Origin of the sequence: Bradyrhizobium sp. (assembly GCF_035570375.1) — a bacterium.
Taxonomy (GTDB): Bacteria; Pseudomonadota; Alphaproteobacteria; order Rhizobiales; family Xanthobacteraceae; genus Bradyrhizobium.
Genome location: NZ_DATMLW010000196.1, coordinates 23,810 through 39,582, shown reverse-complemented (window position 1 = coordinate 39,582; position 15,773 = coordinate 23,810). Strand labels below are relative to the sequence as shown.

At 62.2% G+C, this 15,773-nt stretch carries 17 protein-coding genes; 10 read left to right on the top strand and 7 right to left on the bottom strand.

Translation table 11 applies throughout. The features are described 5' to 3' along the window. A partial coding sequence (locus tag VNX23_RS20970) for a DUF1134 domain-containing protein (RefSeq protein ID WP_325633149.1) occupies positions 1–531 on the bottom strand: 531 nt, incomplete at its 3' end. Positions 532–656: 125 nt separating this feature from the next. On the opposite strand from VNX23_RS20970, the gene VNX23_RS20965 reads away from it, so the two are divergent. Beyond that, on the top strand, positions 657–1,205 hold the full coding sequence (locus VNX23_RS20965; RefSeq protein WP_325633147.1) for a YHS domain-containing (seleno)protein: 549 nt from the start codon (positions 657–659) through the stop codon (positions 1,203–1,205). Positions 1,206–1,228: 23 nt separating this feature from the next. Here the strand turns inward: VNX23_RS20965 and VNX23_RS20960 are convergent, their stop codons facing one another. After that, positions 1,229–2,050 (bottom strand): 3'(2'),5'-bisphosphate nucleotidase CysQ, encoded by an 822-nt coding sequence (locus tag VNX23_RS20960; RefSeq protein ID WP_325633145.1) that lies wholly within the window; start codon positions 2,048–2,050, stop codon positions 1,229–1,231. A gap of 428 nt (positions 2,051–2,478) precedes the next feature. Between VNX23_RS20960 and chpT the strand changes: the two genes are divergently transcribed. The 6 genes from chpT to VNX23_RS20930 all read left to right on the top strand — a co-directional run bounded on the left by chpT (position 2,479) and on the right by VNX23_RS20930 (position 9,217). Continuing rightward, positions 2,479–3,126: a histidine phosphotransferase ChpT gene (gene chpT, locus VNX23_RS20955; RefSeq protein ID WP_325633143.1), complete on the top strand. Its 648-nt coding sequence runs from the start codon at positions 2,479–2,481 to the stop codon at positions 3,124–3,126. A gap of 258 nt (positions 3,127–3,384) precedes the next feature. Further along, a complete protein-coding gene (locus tag VNX23_RS20950) occupies positions 3,385–6,168 on the top strand; it encodes a hybrid sensor histidine kinase/response regulator (RefSeq protein ID WP_325633141.1) in 2,784 nt (927 codons plus the stop codon). Positions 6,169–6,191: 23 nt separating this feature from the next. Next, on the top strand, positions 6,192–6,662 hold the full coding sequence (locus tag VNX23_RS20945; RefSeq protein ID WP_325633139.1) for a chemotaxis protein CheW: 471 nt from the start codon (positions 6,192–6,194) through the stop codon (positions 6,660–6,662). Between the two features lie 68 nt (positions 6,663–6,730). After that, positions 6,731–7,096 carry a response regulator gene (locus tag VNX23_RS20940; protein WP_325633138.1) on the top strand — a complete coding sequence of 122 codons (366 nt, stop codon included), beginning with the start codon at positions 6,731–6,733 and terminating at the stop codon, positions 7,094–7,096. Between the two features lie 76 nt (positions 7,097–7,172). Then, entirely contained in the window at positions 7,173–8,336 is a 1,164-nt protein-coding gene (locus VNX23_RS20935; RefSeq protein ID WP_325633136.1) for a chemotaxis response regulator protein-glutamate methylesterase, read from the top strand. Further along, entirely contained in the window at positions 8,333–9,217 is an 885-nt protein-coding gene (locus VNX23_RS20930; RefSeq protein WP_325633134.1) for a protein-glutamate O-methyltransferase CheR, read from the top strand. The genes VNX23_RS20935 and VNX23_RS20930 overlap by 4 nt, the downstream gene beginning before the upstream one ends. A gap of 36 nt (positions 9,218–9,253) precedes the next feature. Here the strand turns inward: VNX23_RS20930 and VNX23_RS20925 are convergent, their stop codons facing one another. The 5 genes from VNX23_RS20925 to ctrA all read right to left on the bottom strand — a co-directional run bounded on the left by VNX23_RS20925 (position 9,254) and on the right by ctrA (position 12,775). Further along, positions 9,254–10,414: a glutathionylspermidine synthase family protein gene (locus VNX23_RS20925; protein WP_325633132.1), complete on the bottom strand. Its 1,161-nt coding sequence runs from the start codon at positions 10,412–10,414 to the stop codon at positions 9,254–9,256. A gap of 8 nt (positions 10,415–10,422) precedes the next feature. Beyond that, positions 10,423–10,659: a hypothetical protein gene (locus tag VNX23_RS20920; RefSeq protein WP_325633130.1), complete on the bottom strand. Its 237-nt coding sequence runs from the start codon at positions 10,657–10,659 to the stop codon at positions 10,423–10,425. 116 nt (positions 10,660–10,775) lie between these two features. Beyond that, on the bottom strand, positions 10,776–11,189 hold the full coding sequence (locus tag VNX23_RS20915) for a hypothetical protein (protein WP_325633128.1): 414 nt from the start codon (positions 11,187–11,189) through the stop codon (positions 10,776–10,778). Positions 11,190–11,191: 2 nt separating this feature from the next. Further along, positions 11,192–11,596, bottom strand: coding sequence for a DUF350 domain-containing protein (locus VNX23_RS20910; RefSeq protein WP_325633126.1), 405 nt, complete (start codon positions 11,594–11,596; stop codon positions 11,192–11,194). A gap of 477 nt (positions 11,597–12,073) precedes the next feature. Continuing rightward, entirely contained in the window at positions 12,074–12,775 is a 702-nt protein-coding gene (ctrA, locus tag VNX23_RS20905) for a response regulator transcription factor CtrA (protein WP_325633125.1), read from the bottom strand. Between the two features lie 372 nt (positions 12,776–13,147). On the opposite strand from ctrA, the gene fliI reads away from it, so the two are divergent. The 3 genes from fliI (at position 13,148) to VNX23_RS20890 (ending at position 15,770) form a co-directional block, all read left to right on the top strand. Further along, a complete protein-coding gene (gene fliI, locus VNX23_RS20900) occupies positions 13,148–14,473 on the top strand; it encodes a flagellar protein export ATPase FliI (protein WP_325633123.1) in 1,326 nt (441 codons plus the stop codon). Positions 14,474–14,582: 109 nt separating this feature from the next. Beyond that, positions 14,583–14,999, top strand: coding sequence for a flagellar export protein FliJ (gene fliJ / locus VNX23_RS20895; RefSeq protein WP_325633121.1), 417 nt, complete (start codon positions 14,583–14,585; stop codon positions 14,997–14,999). Positions 15,000–15,224: 225 nt separating this feature from the next. Continuing rightward, on the top strand, positions 15,225–15,770 hold the full coding sequence (locus tag VNX23_RS20890) for a sigma-70 family RNA polymerase sigma factor (protein WP_325633119.1): 546 nt from the start codon (positions 15,225–15,227) through the stop codon (positions 15,768–15,770). The last annotated feature ends 3 nt before the right edge of the window (positions 15,771–15,773 follow it).

Genomic DNA, 15,773 nt, shown 5'->3' with positions numbered 1-15,773 from the left:
CGGCACCAGCACGATGCTGTTGGCGGTGAGCGCGGTCATGCCGAACCCGCCGACGATGTAGGCTGAACCGTCGATGCCGGCGAAGCGCTGATAGATCGCGTTGGTGGCCGGCAAATTGTAGACCAGCGTCATGGTGCGGGCGCCGTCGCCACCCCAGTCGAAACCGACCGACGGACCCTGCCAGTAGACCCGCAAGTCGCCGGCGTTCTTGGTGTAGAGCGTGCCTTCGCCGTATCGCAAACCTGCGACGAAGGCGCCCGAGCCTTCCTCGCCGAGAATGTAGCCGTTCGGCAGGCCCCATTGGCTGACCGCGCGTTCGATCACGGAGGCCAGTCCGCGCGAGACGTTGCCGAAGAACCTGTGGCCGGCGCCGACCAGTTCATCCGGCCCGTAAAAGTTCGGCCCCGTCTCGCGTTGCGGCGGCGGCAGCGGCTGCGGAGGCGGCGCCTGCTGGAGCTGCGCGGAGGCAGGCACGGACCAGCACATCAACGCGGCCAGCGTCAACGCGGCAAGGCGTGAGGCGAAAATCATGAAAAGACCCCGAAAAGATCCCCTTGGGTATCCGAAATTCCGGCCGCCGCCTTAACCCGACGCTGACGTGCTTGGCTTAGGCTATCGCCCGGTATCCCCCGACTCAGATGTTATCCGCAGCAACTATGACGGCAGAACGGCAGGAAATAAACGGGATTTGGCACGCGGTTGAATTTCGCCGCGGAATAGCCTTGTTCACATTCCTGGCAGGCTTTCTGTCGGCTGGCCCGGACAGTCTTGGCGAATGGGCGGGTTCCGCCTCTGCGGCCAGGGCTGCAACCACCGAGCGCGTGGTTGCCAACCGCTTCTCGGGCCTTGCCATCGAAGGTTACGATCCCGTCGCCTATTTTGTCGACGCCCGCCCCGTACGCGGCCTGGCGGAGTTCGAGGCCGCCCAGGCTGGCGTCGTCTGGCGTTTCCACAACGAGGGCAATCGCGCCTCCTTCATCGCCCGTCCCGATATCTACGGGCCGCAATTCGGCGGCTACGACCCGGTTGATCTGGCGCGCGGCGTCACGGTCGCCGGCAACCCCATGTTCTGGCTGGTCTCGGGCGAGCGTCTCTATCTGTTTGCGCGGGAGACGCACCGCGACGCCTTCGCGGCCCATCCGAAGGCCTTCCTGCAGCGGGCGACGTCGCGCTGGCCGGCGCTCGAGGAGGGGCTGGCGCAATAATTCGGCGGCGCGTGCGGTGGATGTCAGCAAACCTCGGGATCGCCCCAGGCGATGAAGGCCGGTACGACGAAATCCTTCGCCCTCCTGCCGAACTGCAAATCGCCCCCGGCTGCGTCCGTGACCTTGCCTCCCGCGGCAGCCACGATCGCGCACCCGGCCGCAATGTCCCATTCATGGGTGGGGGCAAGGCGCGGATAGATGTCGATGGCGCCTTCGGCAACCTTGGCAAATTTCAGCGACGAGCCGAGCACCTCTCTTACCGCGCCCTCTCTTGCGGCGATGAAGGCGTCAGTTGCGGGATCGCCGTGCGAGCGGCTGACCGCGGCGATCCATGGTCGGCCTTTTGGCGGGAAGGGGCGGGTGCGGATCGTTTCGGTGCGCTTGCTGTCTCCCGCCAGCCGCTCGGCGCCGCGTCCGACGATGCCGCGCCAGATCAACCCCAGGGCGGGCGCGCCGATCACGCCCAAAATCGAGCTCCCGTTCGTCACCAAAGCGAGGTTGACGGTGAACTCGCGCCGGCCCCCGACGAATTCCCTGGTTCCGTCGAGCGGATCGATCAGAAAAAAACTGTTGTCATAAGGCGGCTCCGCCAAGCGTATCCGTTCCTCGGACAAAGCCTCGATCCCGGGCGCGAGTTGGGCGAGTCCTTCGGCAATGATGCGGTCGGCAGCAAGATCGGCTTGCGTCACCGGCGAACCGTCGATTTTACCGTCGACCCGCATGGCAGAGCGGTCGACCGCAAGAATGGCGGCTCCGGCGCGCCTTACGAGTTCGGTGAGCGGTTCGATCAGCGCGGCCGCGGCTTTACCGTCGATCGGAGGGGATGGCGAAGATGCCTTGTTCATGGGCGACCCTTCATCTGCAGCTTCGCTTCCGGCTTTGGTTGGCACGCACAGGTCCGCGGTGTATCAAGCCAGTTAGTTTCCCGGTTCCGGCGTTCGTATGACTTTGCGGCACGCACTTTTACGAACGGACCAAAGGGACACTGGCAACTCGATGATGCTAGTGTGGCTTTGGATTTGACGTTCCTGTAATGCGCTTGCGGCGAGACTGATAGCAACGTCAAATCCGCCATACTAGTGTCCCGGTTCCGGCGTTCGTATGACTTTGCCGCACGCACTTTTACGAACGCCGGAACCAAGGGGACACTAGCAACTCGATGATGCTAGTGTGGCTTTGGATTTGACGTTCCTGTAATGCACTTGCCGCGAGACTGACAGGAACGTCAAATCCGCCACACTGGTGGTCCGATTCTAACATTTGGGAAAGCTCTATGTCTGGTACCATGCCTCCCGGTTCCGCTCCCGATGCTCTCGAACTGGCGGCGCTCCTGTGTTCGCGGGTTTGCCACGATCTCATCAGTCCGGTCGGCGCCATCGTCAACGGTCTTGAGGTGCTCGACGACAATCCCAAACCCGAGGACCGCGATTTTGCCCTCGATCTGATCCGCAAGAGCGCCAGGACCGCTTCCGCGCGGCTGCAGTTCTGTCGCCTTGCTTTTGGCGCGGCAGGCTCCTCGGGCGCCCAGATCGATCTCGGCGACGCCCAGACCATGGCGCGCGGCCATCTCGAGGACGGCAAGACCAGCATCACCTGGAATTTGCCGCGCCTGTTGTTGCCGAAGAACCGGGTCAAGCTGCTCTTGAACATGCTGGTGATTGCGCAGCAGACCATCCCGCGCGGCGGCACGCTCACCGTCGATGCGATCGGCCAGGGCGAAACCATGGGCTTTCGCGTTACGGCCAGCGGGCTCAATGCCCGCCTGCCGCAGAACATCGCCGATCTCTTGAGCTCGGGCCAGCCGCCAGCGGTCGATGCGCACTCGGTGCAGCCTTATTACGCGCGCCTGCTCGGTGAGGCCTGCGGATTGAGCGTGAAATTGGCGGCGGAAGGCGAGGCCATCGTGGCAACCGCCTCGTAAGAAGTGGGCTGGTCGAGCCGGCCGGACCTGCGCCTCAAATCAAAAAAGCGGGTTTTCGCGCCGTCGTTGAACCCATTTCATACAACTTATGGTTAACCCCTGGTTTACAGATTGATTCAGGTTCGAAAACGCAGCGTTATGTATTTGTTGAACCCGTTCTTTTCCATTTACTCAACCAATATTAAACCCTTTCCATAGAAGCTGGCCTCGCTTCGAAGCGTATCGGGTGGATACGCGCATGGGTTGAAGGCCGGATTCATGGATGACCTGTTGAGAGAGTTTTTGACGGAGACCAGCGAAAGCCTGGATACCGTCGACAACCAGTTAGTGCGGTTCGAGCAAGATCCGAACAACGCCAAGATCCTGGATAACATTTTCCGCCTTGTTCATACCATCAAGGGAACCTGCGGCTTCCTCGGCCTGCCGCGCCTTGAGGCGCTCGCCCATGCCGGCGAGACCTTGATGGGCAAGTTCCGCGACGGAATGCCGGTGACGGCCGAAGCGGTGACGCTGATCCTGAGCAGCATCGATCGGATCAAGGAAATCTTGGCCGGGCTCGAAGCCACCGAGGCCGAGCCGGAAGGCAATGATCAGGACCTGATCGTAAAACTCCATCATTTGGCCGAGCGCGGCATGGAGACGACGGCCTCGCCGGCCGCGGCCGCACCCGTTGCGAGCCCGCCGAATGCACCTCGCGCCCGCGCCGCCCCTGCGGCCAAGGCAAGCGTGGAGGGCACATTGACCTACCAGGTCCTGGAGCGCGAACTTCGTCCCGGCGAAGTGTCGCTGGATGAGCTCGAGCGCGCTTTCCGGGAGACCACAATGGAGGTCGCTCCGCCGCCGGTGCCCGAGATGGCGCCTGCGCCCGGGCCGAGGCGCAGCGCCAGAGCGGCGGAGATCGAATCCGGGCAGCAGGCGGCGGGACCGAAAGCCCAGAAGCCTTCCGCGAGAAAGGCAAAGCCGGCTGTCGAGGTGGAAGCTGCAGAAGGCGACCGCATCGCCAATCAGTCCATTCGGGTGAATGTCGACACGCTGGAACACCTGATGACGATGGTGTCCGAGCTCGTTCTGACGCGCAACCAGCTCCTTGAGATATCGCGGCGCAACGAAGACACCGAGTTCAAGGTGCCGCTGCAGCGGCTGTCGAACGTCACCGCCGAGCTGCAGGAAGGCGTCATGAAAACGCGAATGCAGCCGATCGGCAATGCCTGGCAGAAATTGCCACGCATCGTCCGCGATCTCTCCAGCGAACTTCACAAGCAGATCGAACTGGAGATGCACGGCGCCGACACCGAGCTCGACCGGCAGGTGCTCGACCTGATCAAGGATCCCCTGACCCATATGGTGCGCAACTCGGCCGATCACGGGCTGGAGACGCCGGCCGAGCGGTCGGCCGCGGGCAAGCCGGAACAGGGCACGATTCGCCTTTCCGCCTATCATGAAGGCGGCCACATCATCATCTGCATCGCCGACAATGGTCGCGGTCTTGACACCGAGCGGATCAAGGCCAAGGCGCTGGCCAACGGCCTCGTCACCGAGGCCGAGCTCGAGAAGATGACGGAAGCGCAGATCCACAAATTCATCTTCGCGCCGGGCTTCTCGACCGCAGCCGCGGTGACCAGCGTATCGGGCCGCGGCGTCGGCATGGACGTGGTACGCACCAACATCGACCAGATCGGCGGCACCATCGACATCAAGTCGGTGGCGGGCGAGGGCGCTTCCGTCACCATCAAGATTCCGTTGACGCTCGCGATCGTGTCGGCGCTGATCGTCGAGGCCGGCGGCGACCGCTTTGCGATCCCGCAACTGTCGGTGGTCGAGCTGGTGCGGGCGCGCGCCAATTCCGAGCATCGCATCGAGCGGATCAAGGACACCGCGGTGCTGCGGCTGCGCAACAAGCTATTGCCGCTGATGCATCTGAAGAAATTGCTCAAGATCGACGACGGCTCCTCTTCCGACCCGGAAAACGGATTCATCGTCGTGACGCAGTTGGGCAGCCAGACCTTCGGCATTGTCGTCGACGGCGTGTTCCACACCGAGGAAATCGTGGTCAAGCCGATGTCGACCAAGCTGCGTCACATCGACATGTTCTCCGGCAACACCATTCTGGGCGACGGCGCGGTCATCATGATCATCGACCCCAACGGCATCGCAAGGGCGCTCGGGGCATCCGGCAACGCCAGCCATGAGATCGCCGACGAGAACGCCGCTTTGCGCGGCGGTGGCGCCGAACAGATGACGTCACTGCTGGTGTTTCGCGCCGGCTCCACCCAGCCCAAGGCGGTGCCGCTTGGCCTCGTCACCCGTCTGGAAGAAATCGCGGCCGACAAGATCGAGCTCTCCAACGGCCGCTACATGGTGCAATACCGTGAGCAGTTGATGCCGCTGGTGCAGATGAACGGCGTGAGCATCCAGACCTCGGGCTCGCAGCCGATCCTGGTGTTTGCCGACGACGGCCGCTCGATGGGCCTCGTTGTCGACGAGATCATCGACATCGTTGAGGAACGGCTCAATATCGAGGTGGCGGGCGCGGGCGAGGGCATCCTTGGCTCTGCCGTGATCAAGGGACAGGCGACCGAAGTGATCGACGTCGGCCATTTCCTTCCCATGGCGTTCGCCGACTGGTTGCATCGCAAGGAGATGCGTCCCTCGGCCCTGGCGCAATCGGTCCTGCTGGTCGACGACTCTGCATTCTTCCGCAACATGCTGGCACCGGTGCTGAAGGCGGCAGGCTACAAGGTTCGCGTTGCCCAGAGCGCGCAGGAGGGCCTCGCCGCGCTGCGATCGGGCCAGCAAATTGACGTCGTTCTGACCGATATCGAAATGCCGGAAATGAACGGGTTCGAATTCGCCGAGAGCATACGCGCCGATGCGCATCTCGGCTCGATGCCGATCATCGCCTTGTCGTCGCTGGTATCGCCAGCGGCGATCGAGCGTGGACGGCAGGCCGGCTTCCACGATTATGTCGCCAAGTTCGATCGACCCGGCCTGATCGCGGCGCTGAAGGAGCAGACCGCGGAGATCAGCAGGGCGGCGGCATGAGCAATGGGCATATGGATCAAAGCATGAGCAGCAAGACCGAAAGCATCGAGGGCGCCGTCGCCGAATACGTCACCGCCCTGATCGGAGATCAGTTGTTCGGCCTGCCGATTTCGCGCGTGCAGGACGTGTTCATGCCGGAGCGCCTGACGCGTGTGCCGCTGTCATCGGGGGAGATCGCCGGTGTGCTCAATTTGCGCGGCCGCATCGTCACGGTGATCGACATGCGCGCCCGCCTCGGCCTGCCCAAAAACGACAGCGGCAAGCCGACGATGGCGGTCGGCGTCGACCTGCGCGGCGAATCCTATGGTCTGCTGATCGATCAGATCGGCGAGGTGCTCAGGCTTCCCGACGACGGCCGCGAAGAGAATCCCGTCAATCTCGATCCGCGCATGGCCAAGCTCGCCGGCGGCGTGCATCGCCTCGACGGGCAGCTGATGGTCGTCCTCGACGTCGACCGGGTGCTCGAAATCACTCCTGACATGATGGCGGCTTGAGATTCGAAAGACAGATAGAACAAAGCAAATTGGACGTCACTTCGGAAGATCTGAGAACAGAGGCTAAAATGAAAACATGTTTGGTCGTGGATGACTCCAGCGTCATCCGAAAAGTCGCAAGGCGCATATTGGAAGGATTGGATTTCCAGATTGTCGAAGCCGAAGACGGCGAAAAGGCGCTCGAGGTCTGCAGGCGCGGACTGCCCGAAGCCATCCTGCTCGACTGGAACATGCCAATCATGGACGGCTATGAATTCCTTGGCAATCTGCGCCGCATGCCCGGCGGCGACCAGCCCAAGGTGGTGTTCTGCACCACCGAGAACGACGTCGCTCACATTGCGCGAGCGCTTCACGCCGGTGCGAACGAATACATCATGAAGCCGTTCGACAAGGACATTGTCACCGCCAAGTTCCAGGAAGTCGGATTGATCTGATTGCTGCGTCTGACCGGGGGCTCGCGAGCCTTCGGCGAAATCTTGCGTAGTGGCGCTTGAGCCATGCTGGTGAGTAATGAGTGTTGCGTTGACAACTTCTGCGACGGCGAATTCGATGCAGCACGAACCGCTGCGGGTGATGGTGGTCGATGACTCCGTCGTCATCAGGGGGATGATCTCCCGCTGGCTCGGTTGCGAGCCCGACATGGTCGTCGCCGCTTCCCTGCGCACCGGCCTCGATGCGGTCAACCAGATCGAGCGCATCAATCCCGATGTCGCCGTGCTCGATATCGAGATGCCGGAGCTCGACGGCATTTCCGCGTTGCCGCTGCTGCTGGCCAAGAAGCGCAACCTCGTCATCATCATGGCCTCCACGCTGACCCGCCGCAATGCGGAGATCAGCCTCAAAGCGCTGTCGCTGGGCGCTTCGGACTACATTCCGAAGCCGGAAAGCACCCGCGAACCTGGCGCCGCCGAAACCTTTCGCCACCATCTTGTGCAGAAAATCCGGCATCTCGGCGCCAAGGTTCGTCGCACGGCTCCTTCCGTTTCGGCGCCACCGCTGGCACCGGTGCTCGATCACGGCCGCGAGCCGCAAGGACGCGCGCCGCAGTCTGCAAGCCCGCAATTTCCGCGCCGCGGCTTCAGCACCCAAAATCCGCGCGCACTGCTGATCGGTTCCTCGACAGGCGGCCCACAGGCGCTGATGACCCTGGTTGCCGACATCGGCGCAGTGATCGACCGCTTTCCGGTTCTCATCACCCAGCACATGCCGCCCACGTTTACGACGATTCTTGCCGAGCATCTGGCGCGCGCGAGTCACCGTCCGGCGCAGGAGGCGGTCGACGGCGAGATCGTCAAGGCAGGCCACATCTACCTCGCGCCGGGGGGACGCCACATGCGCGTCGCGCGCCACGGCACTGATGCCGCGATCGTCCTCGACGACGGGCCGCCGGTCAATTTCTGCAAGCCGGCCGTCGATCCCTTGTTCACTTCCGCGATCGATGTATGGCAGGGCGGCATTCTGGCGGTCGTGCTGACCGGAATGGGCTCGGACGGCATGCGCGGCGGCAAGGATATCGTCGCGGCCGGGGGAAGCGTGATCGCACAGGACGAAGCCAGCAGCGTGGTTTGGGGCATGCCGGGCGCAGCCGTCCATGCCGGCATTTGCGCCGCCGTTCTGCCGCTCGGTCAGATCGCACCGAAACTGGTCCGATTGTTTTCAGGAGATCGCTCGTGACGCCGTTGGACTATGAGTTCCTGCGAAAGCTCCTGAAGGAACGCTCCGGGCTGGACCTGTCTTCGGACAAGCAGTACCTGGTCGAAAGCCGGCTGATCCCGCTGGCCCGAAGGGTCGGCTTGCCGGGGATCTCCGATCTCGTGCAGAAAATGAAGACCGGGTCGGCCGAGGCGCTGGTCGGCGAGGTGGTCGAGGCGATGACCACCAACGAAACCTTCTTTTTCCGCGACAAGATTCCGTTCGAGCATCTGCGCGATACCATGCTGCCGGAACTCCTGCAGGTGCGTGCGAGCCGCCGCGCCTTGCGCATCTGGTGCGCGGCTTCATCGACCGGGCAGGAGCCGTATTCGATCGCGATGTGTCTGAAGGAATTCGGTGTGGCGCTCTCGGGCTGGCGGATCGAAATCCTGGCGACCGATCTTTCGCAAGGCGTGCTGGAGAAATCGAAGGCGGGTCTCTTCAGTCAGTTCGAGGTTCAGCGCGGGCTTCCCATTCAGTTGCTCGTCAAGCATTTCACGCAAGTTGGCGAGATGTGGCAAATCAATGCCGATCTCCGCGCCATGGTGGCCCATCGCCAGCTCAACCTGCTGCAGGATTTCAGCCACCTCGGCGCGTTCGACGTGATCTTTTGCCGCAACGTCCTGATCTATTTCGACCAGGAAACCAAGACCAGCATCTTCGAGCGCCTTGCAAGGGCATCCGAGCCGGATGGCTTCATGGTGCTGGGTGCGGCCGAGTCCGCGGTCGGCATCTCCGACGCCTTCAGGCCACACCCGGATCGGCGCGGGCTTTATCGCCCGAATGCCACCCGGGGGCCGAAGCTTGGTGTCACGGCGAGCACGCCGCAGGTGGCAAGGGCGGTCGCGATGGCGTCGCGATAGGCGAAAAGCGCCAACGCGGGCCGGCACCCGTAGCGCTCACAGGATCGCGTGCGGCAGGAAACGCGACGTATTGCCCGTAATGGGATTCTCGTCCTCCCGGATCGAAAGCCCGCAGGGCGCATGATCGACCAGCCAGCTGCCAAGCACTGGATGCTGGCTCGAGAAATCGGGCAACGATGCCAGCGCCTGGCGAATGAAACCTTCGGCGCCATAGGGACCCTTCTGCTTTGCGACCGTCATCCCCTCGCAGACCAGATCGATATTGGCCCCTTCCCTGGAAAGCAGCGGCTTGCGCACAAAGGAATTACCGAGGCTTGCCGCCTTCGGGTCGTCCTCGAAGAAGGCCGGAAGCAGATTGGGATGGCCGGGAAACATCTCCCACAGCAATGGGAGCACGCCCTTGTTGGAGAGGATCGCTTTCCACGGCGGCTCGATCCAGCGGGTCGCTGCTTCCGCAAGCTTTGCGCCAAAGGCGTCGTGAAACATCCATTCCCAGGGATAGAGCTTGAACGCGAGCGCGATTTCACGATCATCGAGATCGACAAAGCCGCCGCTGTCGCGCCATCCGATCGCCTCGATGTCGAGCAACGTGGTTTGAAGGCCGGCTTGCCTGGCGGTGTCCGCGAGATAGGCAAGCGTGCCGGCATCCTCGGGATTGTCGAGCGTGCCGGTGAGGTGCAGATGCCGGCTTGCCGAACCCAGCTTCTTCCACGCCTCGATCAGTCGCTCATGGAGCGAGTTGAACTGGTCGGCGCCTGCGGGAAGGATGCCCCGTTCGATGCCCTGCTCGAGCCAGGTCCATTGGAACACCGCAGCCTCGAAGATCGAAGTCGGCGTGTCGGCGTTGTATTCCAGGAGTTTTGCCGGACCGCGTCCGTCGAAACGAAGGTCGAGCCGGCCGTAAAGACTGTTCTCGTCGCGGCGCCAGCTGTCGCGGAGCAGCGGCCAGAATGCTTCCGGTATCATCAAGCGGCGCAGACAGCGCTCGTCGTCGATCGCGCGATCGACGAGTTCGAGGCACATCGCGTCGATCTCTCCTGTGGGGGCTTCGATCGCGGATTCGATTTCTTCGAGAGTAAAGCAGTAGAAGGCGCGCTCGTCCCAATAGCGTTCGCCGTCAATCGTGTGAAACAGAAATCCCGTGGCCTCGGCGCTGGCCCGCCAGTCGTCGCGTTCTCGGCAGGCGAGGCGCTGCACGGCAGGCACTACCCGCCATGCGAATGGCCATGGCCATGGCCATGGCCGTGGAAATGGTGCGGGAAGCGCCCGAAGCCGCCATAGGCCACGCCCTGGCATGTAACGTAGGGTCGTCCGTCCAGACCGCGCGTCACCCGGCGGATGAAGCCGGGGCCGCAATCATATTGATCGATAAAACCCATCGACACCGCGCCGATGGCCCCGCTGCCCATCATGGTCAGGACGACGCGGCGGGAACGTTTCATGTGACGGCCTTTGAAAAAATGCATGCAGGGATTTGCGTATTTAGGCACGCGCCGGCAGGGGGGCAAGGCAAAGGCGAACATCTCACCACTTCGTGCGGCGAAATCCCTGCTTGCGCTCAGCTGCCGGAAAAATGCGCCGCAAGGGAACGGGCAAATCCGCCGAACCCGCCGCGCGTCGTCTCGCCCGAGCCGGACTCCGAGGGATTGCCGCTCGACGATCGGCTGGATGACCCATCGCCACCGAAGAAACTGCTGCGCGACGACGATGCGGAGCCGCCATATCCTCTGGCGGATGAAGAGCTGCGAGGACCGCATTCGGTGCTGCCTTGCGGGAGTGCCGGGGTGGCCATGCCGCCGCCTTTGGGCTCGCAATTCTCTCTTGGCATCATCGCAAAGGCGCCGCCGCCGACCACGAGCGAGCCCATCAGCAAAAGCGCCACATGGCGGGAGCGCTTGACCGGATGCGCCCCGTGAGGTGCGATCGTCGAGGGCCTGCGCTTGCCGAATTCGTTTGCGGGCCGGTTTTGCATGATCAGTAGATCATGGAGGCGGCGTTGAGCGCGCCGGCGGCAAGCGAAGAAAGCCCGAGCCAGATCGCGGGAGCGAGTTCGCCCGCGGCGATCTTCGCCGACAGGTTCGGAACCGGTATCTTGACGATGTAGTAGACGACGACTTGAACGATCAGCGCGATCAGGCTCCAGATCAGGCAATCGACGATATTGGCTGCATGGGCGATGGCGCTGACCACCGGCAGCACGAAGCCGAGCAGGCTCAAGCCCAAAGCGATCGCGGCCGCGGGATCGTTGTCACGGATCAGCTTGAATTCGTCGCGCACAGTGAGGCGGGTATAGACGAGGAGATAGACGACTACCACGACGATGGCCGTGCAGAAATAGACCAGGAAGGCCGGCAATCCGGCGAGCGATTGAAGGATCATGGAGGCTCCCCCTCGCTAGTGTGGCGGTTCAGAAGTCCGCATCATTATTGCCGCGAGTTCGGTCATGCGGACTTCTGAACCAAAGCCACACCAGAAACAATGACTCACTAGTGGAGTGGATTTGACATTCGCCGCCCACCTGGGCGCAAGCTCGCCAAGCGAATGTCAAATCCTGAACTCCACTAGAATCCTAAATTTGCTAATGGTCCTTTGATTCTAACATTCGCAAAAGTACCTGCTGCAGTGGGAAGCGAATGTTAGAATCGGACCACTGGTGTCTTCGTTTCCGGAGTTCGCAAACGAGGTACCCGCAAAATGATGCGAACTTCGGAATCGGGACACGAGCGGCTGACGAAGTTTGCATGATTCCCTTTGTCGCAGGCGAGCCGCCGGGCCAATCCACAAACAAAAACCCCGCCATTTGCGGCGGGGCCAGTCTGGGAGAAGTGAGCCAATCGGGCTCTCGTGAAGCCGATATCAGGCGGGAATGCGCTCTTCGTGCTCGTGCGGCTCGCGCAGCACATAGCCGCGGCCCCACACGGTTTCGATGAAGTTGCGGCCTTCGGAAGCGTTGGCGAGCTTCTTGCGCAGTTTGCAGATGAAGACGTCGATGATCTTCAGTTCCGGCTCGTCCATGCCGCCGTAGAGGTGGTTGAGGAACATTTCCTTGGTCAGCGTGGTGCCCTTGCGGAGCGAAAGCAGTTCCAGCATCTGGTATTCCTTGCCCGTCAGATGCACGCGCTGGCCGCCGACCTCGACCGTCTTGGTGTCGAGATTGACCACGAGATCGCCGGTCTGGATCACCGACTGGGCGTGGCCCTTGGAGCGGCGCACGATCGCATGAATGCGTGCGACCAGTTCGTCCTTGTGGAAGGGCTTGGTCATGTAGTCGTCGGCGCCGACGCCGAGACCCCTGACCTTGTCTTCGATGCCGGCGAGGCCGGAGAGGATCAGAATGGGTGTCTTGATCTTGGAAACCCGAAGCTGCTTGAGCACGTCGTAACCGGACATGTCGGGCAGGTTGAGGTCGAGCAGTATGATGTCGTAATCGTAGAGCTTTCCGAGATCGACGCCTTCCTCGCCAAGATCCGTCGTATAGACGTTGAAACTCTCGGATTTAAGCATCAGTTCGATCGACTGCGCGACGGCGCTGTCATCTTCTATCAGCAATACGCGCATGCCAGTCCCCTATCGTCGCCGCTCCCGGGCGTCAGGTCGGCCGCACTTGCGGCACTCAAAACGCCTTTGAACAACTGATTCGGATCCTGACGGGATATGGTTAACAAAATCTGATTCTGGTTCGCAAGCTCTCTCAGTGCAATTTTTTTCGAATCGCCCTAAGATGTTGCGGAGAAGCAGCTTTTCGTATCCGTTCCCGTTCAAGCTCAACGTGAAGAGGCGGAGTTAACCGACTCTCAAGACTCGCCCTTCCGTCGGTCCGGCGGTCGAGCGTCCTCAGTCAACCAAAGACAGTGACGCAATGATTAATGATGCGGGTAAACACGAAGTTAAGGGTTCGTGCCAAATGCGTGAAAACTTAAGGTTTTTGCAATGAAGGCACTGGCTGAACAGATCAACGATATCGACGGCATCAGCATCTATGGCCGCGTGGTAGGCGTGCGCGGCCTGATGGTGGAGATTGCGGGGCCCATTCACGCGATGAGCGTCGGCGCGCGCATCGTCATCGACACCGGCGGCAACCGCTTCATCCCCTGCGAGGTCATCGGGTTCACCGGCAGCAATGCCGTGGTGATGCCGTTCGCAGGACTGGAGGGGGTACGGCGCGGCTGTCGCGCGGTGATTGCCAATGCCGCAAGCCAGGTGCGGCCGTCGCCGCTGTGGCTGGGCCGCGTGCTCAACGCGATGGGCGAACCGATCGACGGCAAGGGCCCCTTGCCGATCGGAGCATCGCCGGTGCCCTATCGCAATTCGCCGCCCCCGGCGCACTCGCGCAAGCGTGTCGGCGCGCCGCTCGATCTCGGCGTGCGGGCGCTGAATACGTTTCTGACCTGCTGCCGCGGCCAGCGGCTTGGCATTTTCGCCGGCTCCGGCGTCGGCAAATCCGTGCTGCTGTCGATGCTGGCGCGCAATGTCGATGCCGATATCGCCGTCATCGGCCTCGTCGGCGAGCGCGGCCGCGAGGTGCAGGAATTCCTGCAGGACGACCTCGGCCAAGAGGGTCTGGCGCGGTCGGTCGTGGTGGTGGCCACCTCCGACGAGCCCGCTTTGATGCGGCGGCAGGCGGCCTATCTGACGCTCGCGATCGCGGAGTATTTCCGCGACGAGGACAAGGACGTGCTTTGCCTAATGGATTCCGTCACGCGTTTTGCCATGGCCCAGCGCGAGATCGGCCTCTCCGCCGGCGAACCGCCGACCGCGAAGGGCTACACGCCTACCGTGTTCACCGAGTTGCCGAAGCTGCTCGAGCGCGCGGGCTCCGGCATCGGCCTTGGCACCATCACCGGCATTTTCACCGTGCTGGTCGACGGCGACGACCACAACGAGCCGATTGCGGACGCCGTCCGCGGCATTCTCGACGGTCACGTGGTGATGGAGCGCAGGATCGCCGAGCGCGGACGCTTTCCGGCGATCAACGTTCTCAAATCCGTATCCCGAACCATGCCGAAATCGGCCGATCCGGACTATTTGGACGTCATCACCAAGGCGCGGCAGGTGATGTCGACCTATGCCGACATGGAGGAATTGATCCGGCTCGGGGCCTATCGCGCAGGGTCAAGCGCCGAGGTCGACGAGGCGATCGCCCTGCATGAGCCGCTGGAGGCCTTTCTGCGCCAGGGCAAGGACGAGGCGACCGGCCTTAATGAAGGTTATCGCCAACTCGAGCGGATCCTTGGGGATTTGGAAACGGAACGCTAACTTTGTCAGGCCATCATCCGCGAAATGCAGATTGTAGTGCCGGCGGGGCCCTTACGGGAGCCGGCACCGTCCCGTCTCGAAAATTGGGACTTCTGGGGAGTATGAGTCGATGAAGTCACGTGAAACGCTGATCCGCCTGAAGAAGTTTCAGGTCGACGAAAAGCGCCGAAGGGTCGCGCAGATCGAAGCCATGATCGCCGATTTCCAGCGCATGTCGGTCGACCTCGAACGCGAAATCCAGAGCGAGCAGGAACGGGCCGGGATCAACGATCCTTCCCACTTCGCCTATCCGACCTATGCCAAGGCCGCGATTCAGCGTCGGGAAAACCTGACCCGTTCCGCCGACGAACTGCGCATTCAGCTCGATGAGGCCAAAAGCCTGTTGGGCGAAGCCTTCGACGAGCTCAAGAAGGTCGAACTTTTGGATGAGCGCGATCAGGCTCGCGAGCGGGCTGAAGAGAATGCCCGGGAACAGGCCGATCTCGACAGTATCGGCCTGATGCGCGCCCGGCTGGGAATCGCCTGACGCTTCAGCCCGCCGGCCAAGTGGATTGGAAAACCCGGACCGCAAGGTCCGGGTTTTCTTGTACGTTCTTGCCTGCGATTGCTGCTGCTCGCCGGCCTCGTCCACAGGGCCGCCGTCGCTGGCCTGGTGGAACGATTTGGCCCAAGATGTGATACCACACGGGTGGACGACTGCCGCGGGGGGCAAAGGACGCGATGGGGCAAGCGCGATTTTTGGGGACGCAGAATGCTGACGCCAGCTGAGCTGGTCTGGCTGATTGCCGCGGTGGCCAAGGGCGATGAGGCCGCTTTTGAGCGCCTTTACGCCGCTACGCGCGCGAAACTCTTCGGCGTGGTGCTTCGTATCTTGCGACGGCAGGATCTCGCGGAGGAAGTCATTCAGGAAGCTTACGTCAGGATCTGGAACAGCGCCGGGCAATTCAATCCCGGCCAGTCATCGCCGATCACGTGGATGGCTTCGATTGCGCGCAACCGCGCCATCGATGTCGTGCGCAAGCGCGGCGAAGCCTCGATCGAGGAGGAGCCTGCGGCGATGGAAGTGGCCGCCGACTCGCCCGATCCGCTGGCGCGCCGTGAAATGGGCGAAGAGCTGAAGCGGCTGCTCGAATGCATCGGCCGTCTGGAGCCGGATCGGCAGAAGCTCGTGTTGCTGGCCTATTACAACGGCTGGAGTCGTGAGCAGCTGGCGGAGAAGTTCGAGGCACCGGTGAATACGGTGAAGACATGGCTCCGGCGCAGCGTGATGGATATCAGGGAGTGCCTCGGACTTTGAGAT

Coding starts and splice junctions, on each gene's coding strand:
- VNX23_RS20935 (WP_325633136.1), top strand. CDS start 7,173: ATGAGTGTTGCGTTGACAACTTCTGCGACGGCGAATTCGATGCAGCAC.
- ctrA (WP_325633125.1), bottom strand. CDS start 12,775: ATGCGCGTATTGCTGATAGAAGATGACAGCGCCGTCGCGCAGTCGATC.
- VNX23_RS20960 (WP_325633145.1), bottom strand. CDS start 2,050: ATGAACAAGGCATCTTCGCCATCCCCTCCGATCGACGGTAAAGCCGCG.
- VNX23_RS20890 (WP_325633119.1), top strand. CDS start 15,225: ATGCTGACGCCAGCTGAGCTGGTCTGGCTGATTGCCGCGGTGGCCAAG.
- VNX23_RS20910 (WP_325633126.1), bottom strand. CDS start 11,596: ATGATCCTTCAATCGCTCGCCGGATTGCCGGCCTTCCTGGTCTATTTC.
- VNX23_RS20940 (WP_325633138.1), top strand. CDS start 6,731: ATGAAAACATGTTTGGTCGTGGATGACTCCAGCGTCATCCGAAAAGTC.
- chpT (WP_325633143.1), top strand. CDS start 2,479: ATGTCTGGTACCATGCCTCCCGGTTCCGCTCCCGATGCTCTCGAACTG.
- fliJ (WP_325633121.1), top strand. CDS start 14,583: ATGAAGTCACGTGAAACGCTGATCCGCCTGAAGAAGTTTCAGGTCGAC.
- VNX23_RS20915 (WP_325633128.1), bottom strand. CDS start 11,189: ATGCAAAACCGGCCCGCAAACGAATTCGGCAAGCGCAGGCCCTCGACG.
- VNX23_RS20920 (WP_325633130.1), bottom strand. CDS start 10,659: ATGAAACGTTCCCGCCGCGTCGTCCTGACCATGATGGGCAGCGGGGCC.
- VNX23_RS20965 (WP_325633147.1), top strand. CDS start 657: ATGACGGCAGAACGGCAGGAAATAAACGGGATTTGGCACGCGGTTGAA.
- fliI (WP_325633123.1), top strand. CDS start 13,148: ATGAAGGCACTGGCTGAACAGATCAACGATATCGACGGCATCAGCATC.
- VNX23_RS20950 (WP_325633141.1), top strand. CDS start 3,385: ATGGATGACCTGTTGAGAGAGTTTTTGACGGAGACCAGCGAAAGCCTG.
- VNX23_RS20945 (WP_325633139.1), top strand. CDS start 6,192: ATGAGCAGCAAGACCGAAAGCATCGAGGGCGCCGTCGCCGAATACGTC.